Source organism: Laceyella sediminis (genome assembly GCF_003003125.1).
Taxonomy (GTDB): Bacteria; Bacillota; Bacilli; order Thermoactinomycetales; family Thermoactinomycetaceae; genus Laceyella; species Laceyella tengchongensis.
In genome coordinates, this window is the sequence record NZ_PVTZ01000009.1 from 89555 (window position 1) to 110229 (window position 20675).

At 50.1% G+C, this 20675-nt stretch carries 23 protein-coding genes and 2 other annotated features (1 of these 25 cut by a window edge); of the genes, 22 read left to right on the forward strand and 1 reads right to left on the reverse strand.

All coding sequences use genetic code 11. From position 1 onward, the window contains the following. Positions 1–5 precede the first annotated feature (5 nt). The 6 genes from mcsA (at position 6) to pssA (ending at position 7734) form a co-directional block, all read left to right on the forward strand. Complete coding sequence (gene mcsA, locus CLV36_RS11645) at positions 6–515, forward strand: protein-arginine kinase activator protein McsA (protein WP_022738821.1); 510 nt, start codon at positions 6–8, stop codon at positions 513–515. A gap of 11 nt (positions 516–526) precedes the next feature. Further along, on the forward strand, positions 527–1609 hold the full coding sequence (mcsB, locus tag CLV36_RS11650; RefSeq protein ID WP_102991308.1) for a protein-arginine kinase McsB: 1083 nt from the start codon (positions 527–529) through the stop codon (positions 1607–1609). Between the two features lie 190 nt (positions 1610–1799). Beyond that, a complete protein-coding gene (locus CLV36_RS11655) occupies positions 1800–4247 on the forward strand; it encodes an ATP-dependent Clp protease ATP-binding subunit (RefSeq protein WP_022738824.1) in 2448 nt (815 codons plus the stop codon). Positions 4248–4479: 232 nt separating this feature from the next. After that, the gene (gene radA, locus CLV36_RS11660; protein WP_102991309.1) at positions 4480–5853 is read left to right on the forward strand and encodes a DNA repair protein RadA; all 1374 of its coding nucleotides are present in this window, start codon (positions 4480–4482) and stop codon (positions 5851–5853) included. Between the two features lie 3 nt (positions 5854–5856). Then, positions 5857–6930 carry a DNA integrity scanning diadenylate cyclase DisA gene (gene disA / locus CLV36_RS11665; RefSeq protein WP_054095555.1) on the forward strand — a complete coding sequence of 358 codons (1074 nt, stop codon included), beginning with the start codon at positions 5857–5859 and terminating at the stop codon, positions 6928–6930. Between the two features lie 96 nt (positions 6931–7026). Continuing rightward, complete coding sequence (gene pssA / locus CLV36_RS11670) at positions 7027–7734, forward strand: CDP-diacylglycerol--serine O-phosphatidyltransferase (RefSeq protein WP_106342785.1); 708 nt, start codon at positions 7027–7029, stop codon at positions 7732–7734. Positions 7735–7842: 108 nt separating this feature from the next. Here pssA and CLV36_RS11675 read toward each other — a convergent pair whose 3' ends face one another. Next, complete coding sequence (locus CLV36_RS11675) at positions 7843–8238, reverse strand: hypothetical protein (protein WP_054095557.1); 396 nt, start codon at positions 8236–8238, stop codon at positions 7843–7845. 226 nt (positions 8239–8464) lie between these two features. Between CLV36_RS11675 and CLV36_RS11680 the strand changes: the two genes are divergently transcribed. The 16 genes from CLV36_RS11680 to rplA all read left to right on the forward strand — a co-directional run bounded on the left by CLV36_RS11680 (position 8465) and on the right by rplA (position 20573). After that, positions 8465–8959 carry a CarD family transcriptional regulator gene (locus CLV36_RS11680; RefSeq protein ID WP_262983055.1) on the forward strand — a complete coding sequence of 165 codons (495 nt, stop codon included), beginning with the start codon at positions 8465–8467 and terminating at the stop codon, positions 8957–8959. A gap of 124 nt (positions 8960–9083) precedes the next feature. Continuing rightward, on the forward strand, positions 9084–10178 hold the full coding sequence (locus tag CLV36_RS11685; protein WP_102991313.1) for a PIN/TRAM domain-containing protein: 1095 nt from the start codon (positions 9084–9086) through the stop codon (positions 10176–10178). 177 nt (positions 10179–10355) lie between these two features. Beyond that, positions 10356–11045: a 2-C-methyl-D-erythritol 4-phosphate cytidylyltransferase gene (gene ispD / locus CLV36_RS11690; protein ID WP_228503310.1), complete on the forward strand. Its 690-nt coding sequence runs from the start codon at positions 10356–10358 to the stop codon at positions 11043–11045. Continuing rightward, the gene (gene ispF, locus CLV36_RS11695) at positions 11042–11521 is read left to right on the forward strand and encodes a 2-C-methyl-D-erythritol 2,4-cyclodiphosphate synthase (RefSeq protein WP_102991314.1); all 480 of its coding nucleotides are present in this window, start codon (positions 11042–11044) and stop codon (positions 11519–11521) included. Before ispD ends, ispF begins: the two co-directional genes overlap by 4 nt. A gap of 39 nt (positions 11522–11560) precedes the next feature. Next, the gene (gltX, locus tag CLV36_RS11700; RefSeq protein ID WP_281257255.1) at positions 11561–13018 is read left to right on the forward strand and encodes a glutamate--tRNA ligase; all 1458 of its coding nucleotides are present in this window, start codon (positions 11561–11563) and stop codon (positions 13016–13018) included. A gap of 26 nt (positions 13019–13044) precedes the next feature. Next, positions 13045–13274, forward strand: a binding site (T-box leader). Between the two features lie 56 nt (positions 13275–13330). Continuing rightward, on the forward strand, positions 13331–14080 hold the full coding sequence (cysE, locus tag CLV36_RS11705; protein ID WP_106342787.1) for a serine O-acetyltransferase: 750 nt from the start codon (positions 13331–13333) through the stop codon (positions 14078–14080). After that, the gene (cysS, locus tag CLV36_RS11710; protein ID WP_102993731.1) at positions 14040–15446 is read left to right on the forward strand and encodes a cysteine--tRNA ligase; all 1407 of its coding nucleotides are present in this window, start codon (positions 14040–14042) and stop codon (positions 15444–15446) included. Before cysE ends, cysS begins: the two co-directional genes overlap by 41 nt. Continuing rightward, positions 15443–15877, forward strand: a complete 435-nt coding sequence (locus CLV36_RS11715; protein ID WP_281257256.1) for a Mini-ribonuclease 3 — start codon at positions 15443–15445, stop codon at positions 15875–15877. Before cysS ends, CLV36_RS11715 begins: the two co-directional genes overlap by 4 nt. Further along, positions 15870–16610 (forward strand): 23S rRNA (guanosine(2251)-2'-O)-methyltransferase RlmB, encoded by a 741-nt coding sequence (rlmB, locus tag CLV36_RS11720; RefSeq protein WP_102991317.1) that lies wholly within the window; start codon positions 15870–15872, stop codon positions 16608–16610. The genes CLV36_RS11715 and rlmB overlap by 8 nt, the downstream gene beginning before the upstream one ends. Beyond that, entirely contained in the window at positions 16603–17124 is a 522-nt protein-coding gene (locus CLV36_RS11725) for an NYN domain-containing protein (RefSeq protein WP_102991318.1), read from the forward strand. Before rlmB ends, CLV36_RS11725 begins: the two co-directional genes overlap by 8 nt. A gap of 83 nt (positions 17125–17207) precedes the next feature. Continuing rightward, a complete protein-coding gene (gene sigH / locus CLV36_RS11730; protein ID WP_022738842.1) occupies positions 17208–17873 on the forward strand; it encodes an RNA polymerase sporulation sigma factor SigH in 666 nt (221 codons plus the stop codon). Positions 17874–18199: 326 nt separating this feature from the next. Then, positions 18200–18349: a 50S ribosomal protein L33 gene (gene rpmG, locus CLV36_RS11735; protein WP_022738844.1), complete on the forward strand. Its 150-nt coding sequence runs from the start codon at positions 18200–18202 to the stop codon at positions 18347–18349. Positions 18350–18393: 44 nt separating this feature from the next. Beyond that, positions 18394–18621: a preprotein translocase subunit SecE gene (gene secE / locus CLV36_RS11740; protein WP_106342788.1), complete on the forward strand. Its 228-nt coding sequence runs from the start codon at positions 18394–18396 to the stop codon at positions 18619–18621. A gap of 47 nt (positions 18622–18668) precedes the next feature. Beyond that, entirely contained in the window at positions 18669–19202 is a 534-nt protein-coding gene (nusG, locus tag CLV36_RS11745; RefSeq protein WP_022738846.1) for a transcription termination/antitermination protein NusG, read from the forward strand. 163 nt (positions 19203–19365) lie between these two features. Beyond that, the gene (gene rplK, locus CLV36_RS11750; RefSeq protein WP_022738848.1) at positions 19366–19791 is read left to right on the forward strand and encodes a 50S ribosomal protein L11; all 426 of its coding nucleotides are present in this window, start codon (positions 19366–19368) and stop codon (positions 19789–19791) included. A gap of 83 nt (positions 19792–19874) precedes the next feature. Continuing rightward, positions 19875–20573, forward strand: a complete 699-nt coding sequence (gene rplA / locus CLV36_RS11755; protein WP_102991320.1) for a 50S ribosomal protein L1 — start codon at positions 19875–19877, stop codon at positions 20571–20573. Positions 20574–20622: 49 nt separating this feature from the next. After that, positions 20623–20675: a sequence feature (ribosomal protein L10 leader region), on the forward strand; it runs 79 nt beyond the window's last position.

Sequence of the window (20675 nt, forward strand, 5' to 3'; positions counted from 1 at the left end):
GGCCGATGCTCTGTCCCGAATGCGGAAAACGGCCGGCCACACTTCATTACACGAAGATAGTGAATGGGGAAAAAACGGAATTCCATCTGTGCGAAGTGTGTGCCCAAGAAAAAGGCGAAGTTATGCCTGGATTTGAACATGGATTTTCTTTCCATCAACTGTTGTCTGGGTTGCTCAATTTTAACTCCTCTCCTCAAGAAGCATATAAACCACAAACATTGCGATGCAATACCTGTGGGTTGACGTATAATCAGTTCAGCAAAATCGGCCGTTTCGGTTGTGGTGACTGTTACAAGACATTTCGAGAGCGGCTTGACCCCCTGTTGAGAAGGGTGCATGGGCATTCCACGCACCGTGGGAAAATCCCGGAGCGCGCGCAAGGGGAATTAAAGCTGAAAAAGGAATTGGAACAATTGAAAGCCGAGTTGGCGGCCAAGATTGAAACGGAAGAATTTGAAGAAGCCGCCCGCCTGCGCGACCAAATCCGTTCATTGCAAGAGCAATTGGAAAAATAGGGGTGATTCGCATGTCGCTTGAACATTTTATACAAAATGCGATCAGTGAATGGATGCGCGTCAAAGGACCGCAGTCGGATATTGTGTTCTCTAGCCGCGTGCGCATCGCCCGCAACTTGGACGGCTTGCCGTTTCCCCTGTTAAGCACCCAGTCGCAAGCCGAAGAAGTGGTGCGCAGAGTGGAAGAAGCCTGGAAGAATGATAAAGACCGGTTGGCAGTCCTCAAAGACGCGGAATTGATTCGCATGTCCGACCTCACTGATCTGGAAAAACGCGTGTTGGTCGAGAAGCATTTGATCAGCCCGATGCTGGCGGAGGAATCACGACACGGCGCGGTGTTGTTGAGCCAGGACGAGTCGGTGAGCATCATGATCAATGAAGAAGATCACATCCGGATTCAAGTGTTGTTCCCCGGCTTGCAGTTGGAGAAGGCTTGGGAACTGGCCAGCCAGATCGACAATTGGTTGGAGAAACACCTCACATACGCGTTTGAAGGTGGATACGGATATTTGACCAGCTGTCCGACCAATGTCGGCACGGGAATTCGGGCGTCAGTCATGGTTCATTTGCCGGCGTTGGCCATGACCCAACAGTTGAACCGGCTGATTCCAGCTATCACCCAGGTGGGTTTGGCCGTGCGGGGAATTTACGGCGAAGGCAGTGAAGCGTTGGGGCAGCTCTACCAAGTTTCCAACCAAGTCACCTTGGGACAATCGGAAGAAGAGATTTTGGATAACTTGCAAGGAGTTGTTCGACAGATGATCGAACATGAGCAAATAGCTAGACGGAGGCTTCAAGAGATGTCCCTGACCCAATTGGAAGACAGGGTGCACCGGTCTTACGGGATCTTGGCTCATGCGCGGATCATTGATTCCAATGAGGCGATGAAACGCCTGTCCGATGTGCGGTTGGGTGTGGACATGGGCTTGATCCTCGGTGTGTCGGCCAATGTGATGAATGAGTTGATGGTGATGACGCAGCCGGGATTCTTGCAAAGTTATGCAAACCAACGGCTCAATCCCGAGCAACGGGACATCCGGCGCGCACGGCTGATCCGGGAGCGGTTGGCCATGGAGCAAACGAAAGAGCAATAAAATGCACATATAGAAGAACGTTCGCTAAGAACGGGATAAGAAACTCCGCTCGGCGGAGTACAGTCAGACTCTCGCTCACAAAAAACGTTCGCTAAGAACGGGATAAGAAACTCCGCTCTGCGGAGTACAGTCGTACTAAGCTCACAAAAAACGTTCGCTAAGAACGACTAGTAAAGGTGAGGTGTTAACTATGATGTTTGGTCGATTTACGGAGCGTGCGCAGAAGGTGTTGGCGTTAGCGCAAGAAGAGGCAGTTCGTCTCGGTCACAATAACATTGGCACCGAACATATCCTGTTGGGCCTGGTGCGAGAGGGTGAAGGCATCGCCGCCAAAGCGTTGGTTGCTCTTGGATTGGGCTTGGAGAAAATATCCAAAGAGGTTGAGAACCTGATCGGCCGCGGCCAAAATCAACCAAGCAACATCGCTTACACTCCTCGCGCTAAGAAAGTAATTGAACTCTCGATGGATGAAGCGCGCAAGTTGGGTCACACCTACGTGGGGACGGAGCACATTCTCCTCGGCTTGATCCGCGAAGGGGAAGGGGTGGCGGCCCGGGTGTTGAACAACTTGGGAGTGAGCTTGAACAAAGCACGTCAACAAGTGTTGCAATTGCTTGGTTCAAGCGAGGCGTTGTCCAATCATCCTGGTGCCAACAATCATGTGAACACCCCGACGCTGGACGGTTTGGCTCGCGATTTGACTGCGGCGGCCCGTGATGGCAATCTCGATCCCGTAATTGGCCGTAGCAAAGAAATCGAGCGGGTGATTCAAGTCTTGTCCCGCCGAACCAAAAACAACCCAGTGCTGATCGGGGAACCGGGCGTTGGTAAGACGGCGGTGGCCGAAGGGCTGGCGCAACGCATCGTCGATGGGGAAATTCCGGAGACCTTGCGCGGCAAACGCGTGATGACGCTGGATATGGGTACGGTGGTTGCCGGAACCAAATACCGCGGCGAATTTGAGGATCGGCTGAAAAAGATCATGGATGAGATTCGTCAAGCGGGAAATATCATTCTCTTTATCGATGAGCTTCACACCTTGATCGGTGCAGGTGGGGCAGAAGGCGCCATTGACGCGTCCAACATCCTGAAGCCAGCACTGGCTCGTGGGGAATTGCAATGCATCGGGGCGACCACCTTGGATGAGTATCGCAAATACATTGAAAAAGATGCGGCTTTGGAGCGCCGTTTCCAACCGATCTTGGTGGATGAGCCGAGCATTGAAGAGGCCTTCTTGATTTTGCAGGGACTACGTGACCGCTATGAAGCGCACCATCGTGTGAAAATCACGGATGAAGCGATTGAACAAGCGGTGAAGTTGTCGGACCGTTACATTACGGATCGGTATCTGCCCGATAAAGCGATTGACTTGATCGACGAAGCAGCGTCCAAAGTGCGCCTCAAATCATATATGGTTCCGCCTGAATTGAAAAAGCTAGAGCAGAGCTTAGAAGAAATTAAGAAAGAAAAAGACGCGGCTGTGCAAAGCCAGGAGTTTGAAAAGGCGGCTTCACTAAGAGACACCGAACAAAAACTGCGGGAAGAAATTGAAGTGACCCGCAATAATTGGAAGCAAGACCAAGGGAAGACGGATTCCGAAGTCACCGCCGAAGATATCGCCGATGTGGTGTCCAACTGGACGGGGATTCCGGTCAAAAAGCTGGCACAGGAAGAGTCAGAACGCTTATTGAACATGGAGGAGATTCTGCATAACCGCGTCATCGGGCAAGAAGAAGCGGTGAAATCAGTCGCACGTGCTATCCGCCGCGCTCGGGCGGGGTTGAAGGATCCCAAGCGCCCGATCGGTTCATTCATTTTCCTCGGCCCGACGGGCGTAGGGAAAACCGAGCTGGCTCGCGCACTGGCGGAAGCGATGTTCGGTGATGAAGATGCGATGATCCGAATTGACATGTCCGAGTACATGGAGAAACACTCCACCAGCCGCTTGGTCGGTTCCCCGCCAGGATACGTGGGATATGAAGAAGGCGGGCAGCTGACGGAGAAAGTACGCCGCAAGCCTTACTCTGTTGTTCTCTTCGATGAGGTGGAGAAAGCGCACCCTGAGGTGTTTAACATTCTATTGCAAGTGTTGGAAGATGGACGGCTGACTGACGGCAAAGGGCGGACGGTCGACTTCCGCAACACCATCATCATTATGACCTCTAACGCAGGTGCTTCCACGATCAAGAAGAGCGGACGCTTGGGCTTCACCGTTGGCGATACAGCTAAAGATGACTATGAGCAAATGAAGCAAAACGTGATGGAAGAGCTGAAAAAATCATTCCGTCCGGAATTCCTAAACCGCATTGATGATCTGATCGTCTTCCATTCGTTGCGGGAAGAGCATTTGGAGGAAATCGTGTCGTTGATGGCTGAAGAGCTCAGAAGAAGACTGAGAGAGCAAGAGATTGATTTCCGACTCACAGACAGCGCGAAAAAACATTTGGCCAAAGAAGGGTTTGACCCAACTTACGGTGCTCGGCCGCTCCGTCGCGCCATCCAGAAGCACATCGAAGACCGCCTCTCTGAAGAACTGTTGCGCGGCAACATTTCTCGGGGCGAGTCGGTGCTGATCGACTACAGAGATGGACAGTTGGTGGTTGAAAAGGAAGAGACCACGAAAGGCGCGGCACAATAAGCAGACAACCACTCACTGCCTACGGGACGGTGAGTGGTTTTTCCGTTGGACTTGTCATCAAAAGAATATAAAAACATCATAAAAAATACAAATGACCTGGTTGATGCCGTGGGAAAACAAAGCCTATTTTAAAGTGAGGAAGGTTAAAAAACGGATTTGTAATATGATGTTTTTGTCAAGATATTTGTTATAATGAGGAGTAAATATAATAGAAGTGAGTAGGGGACGAGCTGTGGCGAAAAAAAAGACCAAGTTTGTGTGCCAGGAATGCGGATATGAATCGGCCAAATGGATGGGGCGTTGCCCAGGATGCGGAACCTGGAATGCCATGGTGGAAGAGATGGATAGCAAAGCGGCCATCATTCCGGGTACGGGGTTAAAAATCCGTGACAAACATGAAAAAGCGACGCCGATTACGCAAGTGGAGAAGCTGGATCAGCCGCGTTCCGACACGGGCATCAACGAATTGAACCGCGTTTTGGGCGGAGGCTTGGTGCCGGGTTCTTTTATTTTGGTCGGAGGTGACCCGGGAATCGGGAAATCGACGTTGCTTCTGCAAGCGTCACATGAATTAGCCAAGCGCGGGTTGCCCATCTTATATGTATCGGGGGAAGAATCGACGGAGCAGATCCGCATTCGCGCTGATCGGCTTGGAGCGTTGAGCGAGAACTTATTGGTTGCTTCCGAAACCAATTTGACTGCCATCGAAAGCCTCATGGATGAAAACAAGCCGAAATTGATGGTGGTTGACTCCATTCAAACGGTGTTTCATCCAGAAGTGATGTCTGCACCAGGCAGCGTTGCACAAGTGCGGGAATGCACCGGCACGCTGATGCGTTGGGCCAAGGACAGAGGCATGGCGATCATCATCGTGGGTCATGTGACCAAAGCGGGGGCGATCGCTGGGCCGAGGATGTTGGAGCACATGGTGGATTGCGTTTTGTATTTTGAAGGGGAGCGCCACCATACGTATCGGGTGCTCAGGGCAGTCAAAAACCGGTTTGGATCGACCAATGAAATCGGCGTGTTTGAAATGAAGGAAAGTGGATTGGCAGAAGTGGATAACCCCTCGGAGATGTTTTTGTCGGGAAGGCCCGTGGGCGCTCCTGGTACTGCTGTGGCCGCAAGTATCGAGGGAACCCGGCCAGTTTTGATTGAGTTACAGGCCCTGGTCGCGCCTACAAGTTTTGCCACGCCCAAACGAATGGCAACCGGGGTTGATCACAACCGCGTCACCATGATTATGGCGGTGTTGGAGAAACGTCTCGGCTTTTTCCTGCAAAATCAGGATGCCTATATCAATGTGGTTGGCGGAGTACGGTTGGACGAACCAGCCGTCGATTTGGCCATGGCCATCAGCTTGGCCTCAAGTTTTCGCGATGTTTCTACATCCGCGCACGATTTGTTCATCGGCGAGGTAGGACTGACGGGGGAAGTGCGTGGCGTTTCGCGCATTGAACAGCGAGTGGCGGAAGCGGCAAATATGGGATTTCGACGTGTCGTCATTCCGGAGAAGAACCGGCGGGGCTGGACGCCGCCGGAAGGGGTGGAACTGATAGGGGTGCATACATTAGAAGAAGCATTGCGTGTGGCGTTGGGGGGGTAATGAGTGAAAGACGAGCAAAAAGAAACAAGTTCCAGTGAGATGTTGCGCTTAATCGCTCCGGGCACCACATTGCGCGAAGGGTTGGACAATGTGCTGGGCGCCAAAACAGGTGCATTGATCGTTATCGGCTATGACGATAGCGTCCGGGAAATCGTGGACGGAGGATTTCACATTGATTGCCCGTTTACGCCGGCTTTTCTGTACGAACTCGCCAAAATGGACGGCGCCATCATCTTAAGCAATGACGGGAAACGGATATTGTACGCCAATGCCCAATTGGTACCCAGCTCGGACATTCCTTCAACCGAGACGGGAATCCGTCACCGGACGGCTCAAAGAACGGCAAAGCAAACCGGTAAGTTGGTTGTGTCCATTTCTCAGCGCAGGAATATCATTACATTGTACAAAGGGCATTTTCGGTACGCATTGAAAGATATTGGTGTGATCCTCACCAAGGCGAATCAAGCGGTGCAGACACTGGAGAAATATAAATCTGTCTTGGATCAAACAACAACCAATTTGACTGCGTTGGAATTCGAGGAATTGGTTACCCTAAGTGAAGTGGCACTCGTGTTACAACGGGTGGAGATGGTCTTACGCATCAAGCGAGAGATTGAAACGTACATTCATGAGTTGGGGACGGAAGGGCGACTCATCAGCATGCAACTGGAAGAACTCGTGGCTGATGTGGAGGAGGAGGCGGAGTTGTTGATCAGGGATTACTGTCTGAATCCCGAGATTGAACCGCAAACGGTCTTCTGCGAACTGCAAAAGCTGTCCGCCGATGAGTTGTTAGAGCACTCCCTTCTGGTACGGATGTTGGGGTATGTGGGCAATGTGAACATCCAGGAAGAATCGGTTTCGCCAAAAGGATACCGCATTCTCAACAAAATTCCGCGCTTGCCATCCAACATCATTTTCAAGCTGGTTTCGCGCTTTGAAAACCTGTCGCGGATTATGATGGCGACCATAGAGGAATTGGATGATGTGGAAGGTATTGGGCATGTGCGGGCACGCACGATTAAAGAAGGATTGAAGCGGATTCAGGAACAGGTGTTTATTGACAGACATATCTAAATAACCTAGAATGTAACCACTAAAGCAAATTGAACGAAAACAGGGAAGTGGGATGGGCTCATAACCACCCGTTGACACTTGTTAGGAGGTTCCCTTATGTTTGCGAAGGCGTTGCCCAGTTGTTTTACGGTTGGCAACTTGTTTCTCGGTGTCATCTCGATTATTTTAGCCATTCAGCATTCCTGGCAATATGCGGCCATCATGGTGATTGTCGGCATGCTGTTGGATGGATTGGACGGACGGGTCGCCCGCATGCTTAATACGCAGAGCGAATTTGGAAAAGAGCTGGACTCATTATCGGATGTTATTTCTTTTGGTGTTGCGCCTGCGATCATCATGTACGGGACGACGTTGAGCGAAATGGGCCCTTTGGGTTGGTTGGTTACGGCCATCTTCCCGATCTGTGGCGCACTGCGGTTGGCGCGCTTCAATGTTCATCCGGGTGAGCCGGGGTATTTCATCGGATTGCCTATTACGGCCGCCGGAGGAATACTGGCAACGATGGCCTTGTACAGTGACATGTTGCCCAACAAAGTGGCGCTTATGATTGCAATGCTGTTTTTGTCGTATTTGATGATCAGTCAAGTGAAATATCCGACGTTTAAAAAAGTCGGGTTGCCGAAGTCGGCGATTTGGTTGGCACCACTGTTTTTGATCATGATCGCGGTTGCCGCTTTCCGGTTCCCGTATGAACTGCCGAAAGTGATGTTTGTGCCGTTGGCGTTGTATGCCGTATACGGCGTGAAAAAGTCGTTGGAACTGAAGCGGAAAGACAACGAAGATCCCGTCGAAGAGCTCAAATAGACAACAAACAACCCTGTTGCGATGCAGGGTTGTTTTTTATGCCGCCGATTTGGCGGTCGGACATTGCAAGGGTATGCGAAACCCGTTTATCTTTTGGGCGAAGATCGACTAACGAAGATGAAAAACCCCGAGTGTGGACAGATGATCCGATTCTTGCTTCAGCACTTCGGGAATGGAGATGTGCAGGAGGTTGCACAGCGCGGCCACATAAAAGAGATGTTTACCCATTTCGTGTTTGACGACATCCAAGCAATGATCACACAGCTTGCCGGAAAGATGAGTTTGGAAGTGGCTTTTCCAGTCGGATGTGGTCAAGTCTTCAGGAAAAGCCTGCCGGCAAGCGTTGACTTCGATACAACCGCATTCGGTCACGGCTTTCATCAAAGCGCGAACCACGCGCGCATTCGCTTCCTGCAATTTGGATGTCACATCCAAAAAGCTACGGTGCCGAAGCAAAAGGTCAGCCACCTGCTCTTGAAAAGAATGAAGGTTGTCTTCACTCATCGCCTTCACCTCGCATGGGGAATGGTGAAACTAAAATCCGGGTTCACTAATTTTATTATATAGACGATTCTACAATCGTGTCAATTTTCCATCTAAACAGACAATAACTTTTCCGGGGCTCACATATTGACGAAGCGTGGATTTATGTGCTAATATAAACTTTTTTATTTTATTGACGGGAGTGTAATTTTGTGATATCTTGGAAATAGATATTGCCCTCTCGGAGGTGGGTGTTTTGTTCAATATTGGCGATAAAGTGGTTTATCCCATGCATGGTGCGGGTATCATCGAGTCGATCGAGGAAAAGGAAATTTTGGGTGAGCGGCAGAAGTACTATGTGATGAGGATGCCTATTGGGGATATGAAAGTGATGGTTCCCATGCGCAATGTCGAAAGCATCGGACTCAGAGAAGTTGTCGACGAAGACACAGTAAGCGAAGTGCTTGATCGCATGAGAAATCAGGAGATCACGGACACATCCAATTGGAACCGTCGCTATCGAGCCAATTTGGACAAAATGAAAAGCGGTGATATTCATGAAGTGGCCGACGTGGTACACTCATTGATGTTGAGGGATGCAGAAAAAGGGTTGTCCACGGGCGAACGCAAAATGCTGGATAATGCCAAGCAGATTCTGATCAGTGAATTGGCGTTGGCGCGCGATCTGGACGAAGAACAAGCTTTTGAACTAATTGATGGAATTTTAGCGAAGAAGAACTAATTTTTCTTTTTATTGTCGAGTTTACAAAACGGTCATAAGAAATTGCGTTTGTCTGGGTTTTCATTTTCGCAGAATGTCTATAATGGTAGTAGGGGACTTTGGTTTTGGGAGGAGGTGAAGCCCCGTGCTAAAACGTTTTGTGCAATTGGCTTTGACCTTGATCGGTGCATCTGTAGGGTATTATTATGGGGAAAGGTTTTTCGGGTTGCTTCAAAAATCTCCTCTGAATTTCGGTGAAGTTCCGGCCCCACATTACATTGGCGCCGCCTTGGGCGCAGCGGCATTGTTCATCTCTACGTATTGGATTTCAGACAATGTGGTGAAGTGGATTCGCTGGAGCGAAGAGAGATTGATCAAGATTCCGGCAATCGATGGGATCTTTGGAGCGCTGGGTCTGGTTTCCGGCTTGATCGTGGCCGTGTTGATCCAAATGCCGCTGACCCAATTGCCAATTCCGGTCATCAATCGTATATTGCCGTTTATCATCTCTGGGTTGTTCGGCTATCTCGGATTCAGAGTGGGATATAAAAAGCGTGACGAACTTATCTCTATCTTTACAGCTGGGCGTCAAAATAGGGAAGGACGTAATAAAAAGGATGAAAAGCACTTTTCTGAACACAAAATCTTGGATACCAGTGTGATCATTGATGGGCGCATTGCTGACATCTGCCGCACGGGCTTTTTGGAAGGTACGTTGGTCATTCCAAGCTTTGTCCTAGAAGAATTGCAACACATCGCGGATTCCTCCGATGTGCTGAAAAGGAATCGTGGACGGCGCGGATTGGATATTCTCAACAAAATCCAAAAAGAGCTTGATGTGAAAGTCCTGATCTATGAAGGTGACTTCGAGGAAGTGCAAGAAGTGGACAGCAAGCTGGTGAAGTTGGCCAAAGTCTTGTCTGGGAAAGTCGTTACCAATGACTTCAACTTGAACAAAGTGTGTGAATTGCAAGGAGTGAGTGTGCTCAACATCAACGACTTGGCCAATGCTGTCAAACCAGTTGTGTTGCCGGGTGAGGAGATCAACGTTCAAGTGATCAAGGATGGCAAAGAGCATGGACAGGGTGTCGCTTATCTCGATGATGGCACCATGATCGTCATCGAAGGCGGTCGCGACTACATCGGAGACCGCATTGATGTGCTGGTTACCAGTGTGTTGCAAACTTCGGCCGGCCGCATGATCTTCGCCAAACCAAAGCTGTTGGAGCGTGCACTGTAAGGTTTGGGGATGGGTTGGCTATCGAGGGTTATCCAATGAATTGGGAGAAGGGGGCCACTCCGCGCCGATGTGGTGGATTGCCCCCTTTTCTTGATGAAAACGGATTGCGAGTGGCCCGTGATTGGTTTATCCTAAACCGAAGACGGGCATTTGTGTGTTTGAAAGGAGATAGTTCTCTTGAGTGTTGGTGTGGTGATTCCCGCAGCCGGCCTGGGCAAGCGGATGGGCTCCAAGGAAAGCAAACAATTTCTGTCTTTTCAAGGAAAGCCTGTCTTGATTCATACGTTACATATATTTGAGACCCACCCGGAGGTGGACGAAATTGTCCTTGCGGTCCGGGAAGAAGAAGTGGCGCGTGTGCGTCAACTGGTTGCGGATGCGGGATTGCGGAAAGTGACGCATGTCGTCGTGGGGGGGCGCGAGCGTCAAGACAGCGTGTACAACGGCTTGCGGGTGCTCTCCACTGAATGGGTGTTGGTTCATGATGCTGTGCGGCCGTTTGTCAGCAGGGAGGCAATTTCTCGCCTGTTGGAGGCGGTCAAAATGCATGGCGCGGCTATATTGGCTGTTCCGGTGAAAGAGACGGTCAAAATGGTGGATGCCGCGGGAGTGGTGGAGGAAACGCCAGACCGCAAGCGATTGTGGGCTGTGCAAACACCTCAAGCGTTTCGAACCGACATGCTGATGGAAGCGCATGAGCAAGGCCGGAAGACCGGCGCCTCGGTGACGGATGACGCTATGTTGGTGGAAGAGCTAGGGATAGATGTACGAGTGGTTGAAGGCGAGTATACCAATATCAAGCTGACGACGCCCGATGATTTGGCGGTGGCAGAAGCGATATATCAAATGAGGGGAAAGAGCATATGATCCGAATCGGACAAGGGTTTGATGTGCATCAGTTGGGACCGAATGTGCCCTTGATCATTGGAGGGGTTCAGATTCCTTATGAGAAAGGTTTGATCGGGCATTCCGATGCGGATGTGTTGTTGCATGCGATCACGGATGCCGTGTTGGGCGCATTGGCTTTGGGGGACATTGGCAAACATTTTCCAGATACCGATCCCGCATACAAAGGGGCAGACAGCGCCAAGTTGTTGGAAACGGTATGGTCCTTGGTGAAAGAAAAGGGTTATTGCCTGGGAAATGTTGATTGCACCATCATCGCCCAGCAACCGAAAATGGCTCCCCACATTCCAGCGATGCAAAAACGGATCGCTGCTTTGTTGGAGGGGAACCCAGAACAAGTGAATGTGAAAGCGACGACGACGGAAAAGCTCGGTTTCACCGGAAGAGGCGAGGGCATCGCAGCCATGGCCGTCGTTTGTCTGGTCAACAAAGCATAAAACCGCATATATTGTTTTAGCAAAGGAGTCATGGATGAGATGAAGATTCGAACACGATATGCTCCAAGCCCGACGGGGCATTTGCACATTGGTGGCGCGCGGACGGCTTTGTTCAGCTATCTGTTGGCTAAACAGCAGGGCGGCGACTTTATCGTGCGCATCGAGGATACCGACACAGAACGGAATGTGCCGGGTGCTGACAAGAAGCAAATGGATATGCTGAAATGGCTTGGGATCGATTGGGACGAATCGGTCGATGTGGGCGGCCCGTATGCGCCTTACCGTTGTATGGAACGGATGGACATCTACAATCGGTACATCGATCAATTGTTAGCCGAGGGAAAAGCGTATTTGAGCTATGCAACCCAGGAAGAGATCGACAAGGAACGGGAAGAGCAATTGGCGCGGGGAGAAGCGCCGAAGTACAGTGGTTGGGATCGCGATCTGACACCGGAACAACGAGCGAAGTATGAGGCCGAAGGTCGTGTGCCGAGCGTACGCTTCCGTGTGCCAGAAGGGCAAGTGATCGAGATCGACGATGCGATCCGTGGCAAAGTGAAGTTTGAAACAGACGGTATTGGCGATTTTGTGATTCGTCGTCCGGATGGCCGGCCGATTTACAATTTCGCTGTTGTGGTGGATGATGCTCTGATGAAAATCACCCATGTCATCCGCGGGGAAGAGCATTTGTCCAACACGCCGAAACAAGTTTTGATCTATCAGGCGTTAGGTTTTGAAACGCCTCAATTCGCCCACATCCCGCTCATTCTGAATGCAGAAGGCAAGAAAATGAGCAAACGGGATGAAAGCATCATTCAATTCATTGATCAGTACAAGGATTTGGGCTATTTGCCGGAAGCCATCCTCAATTTTCTCTCCCTCTTGGGCTGGTCTCCCGAAGGGGAAGAAGAGATCTTCAGCAAAGATGAATTGGTGGAACGCTTTTCGTTGGAACGCGTTTCCAAAGCGCCAGCTATCTTTGACACGGGCAAGTTGAAATGGATGAATGGGCAATATATTAAAAAGGCGCCGTTGGAACGAATTGTCGACTTAGCGTTGCCATACTTGGAAAAGGCGGGCCGCATCACGTTGCCTCTGTCCGATGAACAGCGGGCGTGGGTGACTCGGGTGATTGCTTTGTATCAAGAGCAATTGGAATACGTGGCTCAAATTGTAGAATTGACTGACCTTTTCTTCCAAGAAGAGTACAAAGTGACCGAGGAAGCCAAAGAAGTGCTGTCGGCGCCGCATGTACCAGAGGTGCTGTCTTCCTTCCTAAATAAGTTGGATGCCTTGGAGACATTGGAAACCGACGCGCTCAAAGACATTTTCAAGCAGGTGCAAAAAGAGACGGGGCATAAAGGAAAACAGCTGTTTATGCCCGTGCGCGCCGCTGTCACGGGTGTCGTGCACGGTCCAGACTTGCGGGAGTCGCTCGCGCTCATCGGCCTTGAGACGGTGAGAAGCCGTTTGCAACAACAGATTGACAAGGCCTAAGCTCGTCGGACAAAATAATGTTAACGCCAAAAGCGATGAATGGGAAAAGTAGGAAGCGTGACTGGATGCCAGAGAGGGGTTGGTTGGTGCGAAACCCTATCCGGAACGGTTCTGAAATGCGCCCATGAGCTGACCTCTGAAACGGGCGATTGCGCCCATGTAGGAGCGTTCCGGTACCCGCCGTTATAGGGTGAAGGGGAATTCTGCGTTTGCGGAATTCAAGCAGAGTGGAACCGCGGGCATAACCGTCTCTGCAGCATTGTTGCTGCGGAGGCGTTTTTTATTTACACACACTTGGGAGGGGAACAGGTGATGTCGTTATTTAGCCGTATTGCGGAGACGCGGAGAGTATTGCAAGCGGACGTCCAAGCGGTGTTTGATCGGGATCCGGCAGCGAGAAGCACATGGGAAGTGGTGATCACCTATTCAGGTCTTCATGCCATTTGGGCGCATCGATTGGCACATTGGTTTTTCAAACGGCGGCTCTTTTTTATCGCCCGTGCCATTTCGCAAATCAGCCGCTTTTTTACAGGGATCGAAATCCATCCGGGCGCCAAGATCGGGCGGGGCGTCTTCATCGACCATGGGATGGGGGTTGTTATTGGGGAAACATGCGAAATCGGCGATTATGTGACCATCTATCAAGGGGTAACATTGGGAGGAACCGGTAAAGAAAAAGGCAAGCGGCATCCAACCATTGAAGATCATGTGATGATCGCTTCAGGAGCGAAGGTGTTGGGTTCGATCCGCATTGGCCGTTTCGCCAAGATTGGCGCCGGTTCGGTGGTATTGCGCGATGTCCCGCCTAATTCGACCGTCGTCGGAGTGCCGGGACGGGTTGTGATACAAGATGGGATTCGGGTGCAAAATGATCTTGACCAGGTCAATTTGCCTGACCCGATTGCCGAACTTTGTCGTTCCATGCAGGCTGAGATCCAAGCTTTGAAAGAAGAAGTAGAGAAATTGAAGCAAGGGCAACAAGATGAATCATCTGCTCGTAACGAGCAAGGAGGAAATAAAGATAATGACCATCCGGCTTTACAACACACTGACCAAGAGTAAAGAAGAATTCAAACCGGTTCACGAGGGCGAAGTGCGGATGTATGTCTGCGGCCCGACGGTATACAACTACATTCATATTGGCAATGCGCGCGTGTTTGTGTTCTTTGATGTGGTACGCCGTTATTTGCGCCAGGCGGGCTATCGGGTTACTTACGTGCAAAACTTCACAGATGTGGATGATCGCCTGATCAATGCTTCCAAAGAGACGGGCCTGTCTGTCCCTGAAATTGCTGAGCGCTATATCAAGGCTTACTTTGAGGACATGGATGCTTTGGGTGTGGAAAGGGCGGATGTCCACCCGCGGGCAACTGAGCACATCCCGGAGATGATCGAAGCCATCCAGGCGCTTATCGACCGAGGTTATGCGTATGTCAAAGACGGGGATGTTTACTTCCGCTCGCTCAAAAAAGAAAACTATGGGAAACTGTCTCATCAATCGTTGGATGAACTGAAGGCGGGAGCCCGCATCGATGTGAATGAGCAAAAAGAGCATCCGATGGATTTTGCGCTGTGGAAAGCAGCTAAGGAACCAGGCGAAATCAGATGGCAAACGCCTTGGGGAGAAGGGCGCCCCGGTTGGCACATCGAGTGCTCGGCCATGGCCCGAAAATACCTAGGGGACACCTTGGATATCCATGCTGGCGGAGCGGATTTGTGCTTTCCGCACCATGAGAATGAGATTGCCCAGAGTGAGGCGTGGACGGGAAAAACGTTTGTCAACTATTGGTTGCATAACGGTTACATGAAAATGGGAAATGAAAAAATGTCGAAGTCACTTGGAAATGTTCGTCAGGTGGTTGAATTACGCCGCGAATATGATCCCAAGACGTTGCGGTATTTCCTGTTGTCTACGCATTATCGGAATCCAATTGTGTTCAGCGACGAGGTGATGCAACAAGCCCAAGGCAGTGTGGAACGGATGCAAACGGCGGTAGACAATCTGAAGCACCGCGCGACCGTAGCGATGGACGGAGAGGCCTCTAAAGAGCTGTTGAATCGCTTGGAGCAGATGACAGAGGCGTTCCGTGAAGCCATGAATGACGACTTCAACACGGCTAATGCGATCAGCGTCATATTTGAGGCCGTCAAACTAGCCAACGAAACAGTAGCGGAAGCCGTGGTTTCCAAAGGCTCCATTATGGCGTTGCTTGAATGGTTCCGCATCCATGGCCAACAGGTGTTAGGCTTAGTTCAATTGGATGAGGAAGAAAGCCTGGACGCGGAGATCGAAGCGTTGATCGCCGAACGCCAGCAGGCTAGAAAAGAGCGCAATTTCCAGCGTGCGGATGAGATTCGCGACCAATTGCTTGCGCGTGGGATTGTGCTAGAGGACACACCGCAAGGGGTAAGGTGGAAACGGAAATGAACGAATTGCTACTGGGCATGACCTCTTCCCTTGCTAAATCGCCGCGGGAGATCAATCCGCTGTTGCTGGCATACATGGGGGATGCGATATACGAAGTTTATGTACGGCATCATTTGCTGGCCAAAGGCATTGTGCGTCCGCGCGAATTGCAGAAAGAAGCGACGCGGTTTGTTTCAGCGGTCGCCCAAGCGAAAGTGTATCGGGCGATTGAAGCTCGACTGACCGATGAGGAAATGGAAGTTCTCCGACGAGGCCGCAACGCCAAGTCGGGGAGCGTCCCCAAACATGCGAGCGTGACAGACTACCGCCACAGCACGGGCTTGGAAGCGTTGGTGGGCTATCTGTATTGTTCAAAACAAGAGACGCGCCTTCAAACTTTGATGAGTCAAATATTAGACATTGTTGAAAAGGAGCACACCGAAGATGAGTGATTGGATTTTGGGTAGGCACGCTGTTCTGGAAGCACTTCGTTCCGGACGGGAAGTGGAAAAAATCTTGCTGGCGGATGGTATTCAAAAGGGAAATATCCAAGAAATCTTGAAGAAAAGCAAAAACGAGGGAATCCCCACACAATTTGTCCCCCGCGCCCGCTTGGATCAGCTTGCGGAAGGGGGTAACCACCAGGGGGTTATGGCGCAAGTGGCAGCTTATCGCTACGCCAGCTTGGAGGATCTGTTCCGCCGGGCAGAGGAAAGAAAGGAAATGCCTTTCTTCATCTTGTTGGATGGTTTGGAGGATCCGCACAATCTGGGTTCGGTTTTGCGGACGGCTGATGCAGTTGGAGCGCATGGGGTCATTATTCCAAAACGTCGCGCGGTGGGTCTCACTTCTGTAGTTGCCAAAACTTCCGCAGGCGCGATCGAGTATGTGCCGGTAGCAAAAGTGACTAACCTCAACCGAGTAGCGGACGAGCTTAAAGATCGGGGATTGTGGCTGGTTGGTAGTGACGGGTCGGCCAAAGCTGAGTACACCCAAATTGATTATCAGATGCCCCTAGCGCTGATCATTGGTAGCGAAGGACAGGGGATGAGCTCTCTCCTCAAGAAGAAGTGCGATTTTCTGGTCAAGTTGCCCATGCTTGGCAAAGTGACTTCCCTTAACGCCTCCGTGGCAGCTGGTGTGCTCATGTATGAGGTGTTGCGCGGGCGAAGCACCCATGGTTAAGCGCGAAGAATGGTTGGTTGTGGACGGATACAATGTCATAGGGGCGGATCCTGAAGTGAAGTGGCATCCCGCGTCGCTTGAAGAGGAGAGAGTCAAGTTGATTCGGGATCTGTCCGAGTATCAGGCGATGACGGGCCGGCAGGTGCATTTGGTGTTTGATGCGCACCAGAAACCGGGGGCGGGAGTGAAAACCAACCAGGAAAAAGTGTTCGTCTATTATACCCGTCGCGATGAGACAGCAGACGAATTCATCGAAAGCTTTGTCAAAAAAAATAAAAGCCCCCATCGAGCCATCTACGTGGCCACATCCGACTATTTGGAACAGCGGATGGTGTTTGGGCAGGGGGCATACCGCATTTCGTCACGCGAATTGTTGGAAGAAATTCGCGTGGCCAAAAAGAATTTAAGCGAAAAATTGAGAAAAGAGGAGGAAAACCAAGTCAGAAACACATTGGAAGACAGATTGAGCCGGGAGTTGCGGCAGATGCTTGATAAATGGAGAAGGAAAAAATAGGTGAAAATTTGACGTTTTTGTTTCTATTCGGCTATAATAACGTTACTATGGGTTTATAGGCTACTTGGTCGGGAGGGAAAGTGGTGAGCGTAGAACTTCAATCCAGTAATTCTGTCGTTTACGACAACGAGGTTGACTACAAGACAATGGCCGACGAAGAGCTGGTTTATGGCGTACGTGTAGGTGATCATCAAGCGCTTGAATATTTGATTAATAAGTACAAAAATTTTGTCAGAGCGAAAGCGAGATCCTACTTCTTGATCGGGGCCGATCATGAAGACATTGTTCAGGAAGGGATGATTGGCTTATTCAAAGCGATTCGGGACTTTAAAGGTGACAAGCTGGCATCCTTCAAAGCATTTGCCGAATTGTGCATAACGCGCCAAATAATCACAGCAATCAAAACAGCCACTCGTCAGAAGCACATTCCACTCAACTCATATGTATCTTTGGACAAGCCCGCATACGATGATGACACAGATCGGACATTGTTAGACAAGATTCCAGGCAGTCTATCAAACCCAGAAGAAATCTACATTAGCCAGGAAGAGTATAACGATATTGAAGATAAAATATCGAAAATTCTAAGTGATTTGGAACGCAAAGTTTTGATGCTGTACCTCGATGGACGATCTTATCAGGAGATCGCCGTCGACTTAAATCGACACGTTAAGTCAATCGACAATGCGTTGCAACGAGTAAAGCGCAAACTGGAGAGATATCTGGAAGTACGGGAAATCTCTCTTTAAAACAAAAAAGGTATCAATGGGTTGCAGGCCCTTTAAAAACAGGTGATCTCACCTGTTTTTTGTTTAATTCGACAAAAATCATCATTCTCCTTTTTTAAGGATATAAAAAGTTGTGGTATGAATGAAGAATGTTGTTTGTCGACAAATAAACCTTCGATTACCAAATGGAGGAAAGGGATGGTTATGAAACGGGGTAGAACTTGTCAATAATGAATTGGCAGAGGGTTTCACATTGACAGGAAGTCAGGGGTATGTTAATGTAATTTGGGTATTTTCTATAATAAAATCCACTCGAACGGTGATTAACAAATAGAGGAGGTGTCGGCATGCGGGTGAATATCACATTGGCTTGCACGGTATGTCGTGAACGCAACTACGCGCTGACCAAAAACAAACGGAAGCATCCAGATCGCATGGAGCTGAAGAAGTTTTGTCCGCGTTGCAATGCGCATACAGCACATCGCGAAACGAAATAAGCGGCTGGGTTTGAACGCTTGATATCAAGATGGGGGTGAAAGCCATGGCAGCTTTTCTCGCAAACATCGGACGCGGAATCAAGAAAAGTGTTTCAGGCACGTCTGGCTTCTTCCGTGGTAGCGTCCAAGAGTTGAAAAAAGTGCGCTGGCCAAACCGGCAAGAGATGGTGAACTACACAATGGTTGTCGTCTTGACAGTGCTGGTTTTGGCGCTCTTTTTCTTCATTATCGATCAAGGGATCTTGCAATTGGTTCGCATGATCACGAAATAGGTGGAATGAATCATAAGGGGGGTACAGGGCTTTAGGCCCTGGTGAGCATGGAAAAGAATTGGTATGTGGTTCACACGTATTCTGGCTACGAGAACAAGGTGAAAACCAACCTGGAAAAGCGGGTTCACTCGATGGATATGCAGGACAAGATTTTTCGTGTCCTCGTTCCGATGGAAGAGGAGATCGAGCATAAGGACGGCAAGAAAAAATCCGTCATGCGTAAGGTCTTTCCGGGTTATGTGCTGGTAGAGATGATCATGACCGATGACTCGTGGTATGTCGTGCGGAACACGCCTGGGGTAACCGGTTTCGTCGGTTCATCAGGGGCGGGTTCAAAACCAACCCCCCTTTTGCCGGATGAGGTTGTCGCGATTCTGCGCCAAATGGGTATGGATGAGTCCAAAGCTACCGTCGACTTTGAAGTTGCTGAGACAGTAAAGGTGAAAGAAGGGCCTTTCGCCAATTTTGTCGGCCGGATCGAAGAGATCGACATGAACCGTTCGAAACTCAAAGTCATGGTCAATATGTTTGGCCGTGAAACGCCTGTAGAATTGGACTTCTTCCAAGTGGAAAAAATTTAATCTGGCAAAGAACTTTTGTTTTGTGCCATGTTGTGATAAAGTATTTTTGTTTGTTACCCCCATCTTTGGGGCGAGCGCAAGCCCGTTAGAAGAAGAGGGAGCTTGCCTTTCCGTGGGAGGGTAATACCCGAGAAAACCACATGTTTGAAGGAGGTTGGTTAGCGTGGCCAAAAAAGTGATTAAAGTGGTCAAGCTGCAAATTCCCGCTGGTAAAGCTAATCCAGCACCGCCAGTAGGTCCGGCGCTCGGTCAAGCTGGTGTGAACATCATGGGATTCTGTAAAGAGTTCAATGCCCGCACTGCTGATCAAGCCGGTTTGATTATTCCGGTAGAAATCACGGTTTTTGAAGACCGTTCTTTTACCTTCATCACTAAAACCCCGCCAGCTGCTGTACTTCTGAAAAAAGCAGCCGGGATTGAGTCCGGTTCCGGTGAACCGAACAAAAAGAAAGTGGCGACCGTGAAACGCGACAAAGTGCGTGAGATCGCCGAGTTGAAAATGCCCGACTTAAACGCTGCAAGCGTGGAAGCGGCTATGCGCATGATCGAAGGAACCGCGCGTAGCATGGGCATCGTAATCGAAGACTAATAGAAAGCCTGCCTACTCTGCCACGAGTAGAGTGAGGCTTGTGGGAGGATCTTCCGCTACGACCACGAAAGGAGGAACTGTCGGTGGCAAAACATGGTAAAAAGTACATGGAAGCGATCAAAAAAGTTGATCGTGACAAAGTTTATGAGCCCAAAGAAGCATTGGCGCTCGTGAAAGAAATTTCTGTCGCTAAATTTGATGAAACCGTGGAAGCTGCTTTCCGCTTGGGTATTGACACCAAGAAGGCAGATCAACAAGTGAGAGGTGCTGTTGTGCTTCCTCACGGCACGGGGAAAACCAAACGCGTTCTCGTATTCGCGAAAGGTGAAAAGGCAAAAGAGGCGGAAGCCGCTGGTGCGGATTTCGTAGGAGATGAGGACCTCATCAACAAAGTGGCCCAAGGTTGGTTCGAATTTGACGTTGTTGTGGCCACTCCTGACATGATGGGTCAAGTGGGCCGTCTGGGACGGACTCTCGGTCCGAAAGGCCTCATGCCAAACCCGAAAACGGGTACGGTTACTTTTGAAGTAGCCAAAGCCGTAAACGAGATCAAAGCGGGTAAAATTGAGTACCGTGCTGATAAGGCCGGCAACGTGCATGCCGCAATTGGTAAAGTTTCCTTCCCGGTTGAGAAACTGGAAGAAAACTTACTTGCACTTGCTGAAGCGTTGGTGAAAGCAAAACCGGCTGCTGCAAAAGGCACCTACATGAAGAGCGTTACCGTTTCTTCCACCATGGGTCCTGGCGTAGCCGTAAACGCGCAACGTTTGTCCGGTCGCTAATAATGCTTGACTTTTGCAGCGAGGTTGGGTAACATGTAATCGCTGTTTAAAATCGAATAAGAAGCTACCGTAGACAGTAGGTGCGGATTGATCCGCTTAATA

Bases quoted from the DNA above. Each gene is read 5' to 3' on its own strand.
- CLV36_RS11655 (WP_022738824.1), top strand. From the start codon at position 1,800: ATGATGTTTGGTCGATTTACGGAGCGTGCGCAGAAGGTGTTGGCGTTA.
- mcsB (WP_102991308.1), top strand. From the start codon at position 527: ATGTCGCTTGAACATTTTATACAAAATGCGATCAGTGAATGGATGCGC.
- gltX (WP_281257255.1), top strand. From the start codon at position 11,561: ATGAAGATTCGAACACGATATGCTCCAAGCCCGACGGGGCATTTGCAC.
- rpmG (WP_022738844.1), top strand. From the start codon at position 18,200: ATGCGGGTGAATATCACATTGGCTTGCACGGTATGTCGTGAACGCAAC.
- ispF (WP_102991314.1), top strand. From the start codon at position 11,042: ATGATCCGAATCGGACAAGGGTTTGATGTGCATCAGTTGGGACCGAAT.
- pssA (WP_106342785.1), top strand. From the start codon at position 7,027: ATGTTTGCGAAGGCGTTGCCCAGTTGTTTTACGGTTGGCAACTTGTTT.
- rlmB (WP_102991317.1), top strand. From the start codon at position 15,870: ATGAGTGATTGGATTTTGGGTAGGCACGCTGTTCTGGAAGCACTTCGT.
- CLV36_RS11675 (WP_054095557.1), bottom strand. From the start codon at position 8,238: ATGAGTGAAGACAACCTTCATTCTTTTCAAGAGCAGGTGGCTGACCTT.
- CLV36_RS11725 (WP_102991318.1), top strand. From the start codon at position 16,603: ATGGTTAAGCGCGAAGAATGGTTGGTTGTGGACGGATACAATGTCATA.
- cysE (WP_106342787.1), top strand. From the start codon at position 13,331: ATGTCGTTATTTAGCCGTATTGCGGAGACGCGGAGAGTATTGCAAGCG.
- nusG (WP_022738846.1), top strand. From the start codon at position 18,669: ATGGAAAAGAATTGGTATGTGGTTCACACGTATTCTGGCTACGAGAAC.
- CLV36_RS11715 (WP_281257256.1), top strand. From the start codon at position 15,443: ATGAACGAATTGCTACTGGGCATGACCTCTTCCCTTGCTAAATCGCCG.
- secE (WP_106342788.1), top strand. From the start codon at position 18,394: ATGGCAGCTTTTCTCGCAAACATCGGACGCGGAATCAAGAAAAGTGTT.
- mcsA (WP_022738821.1), top strand. From the start codon at position 6: ATGCTCTGTCCCGAATGCGGAAAACGGCCGGCCACACTTCATTACACG.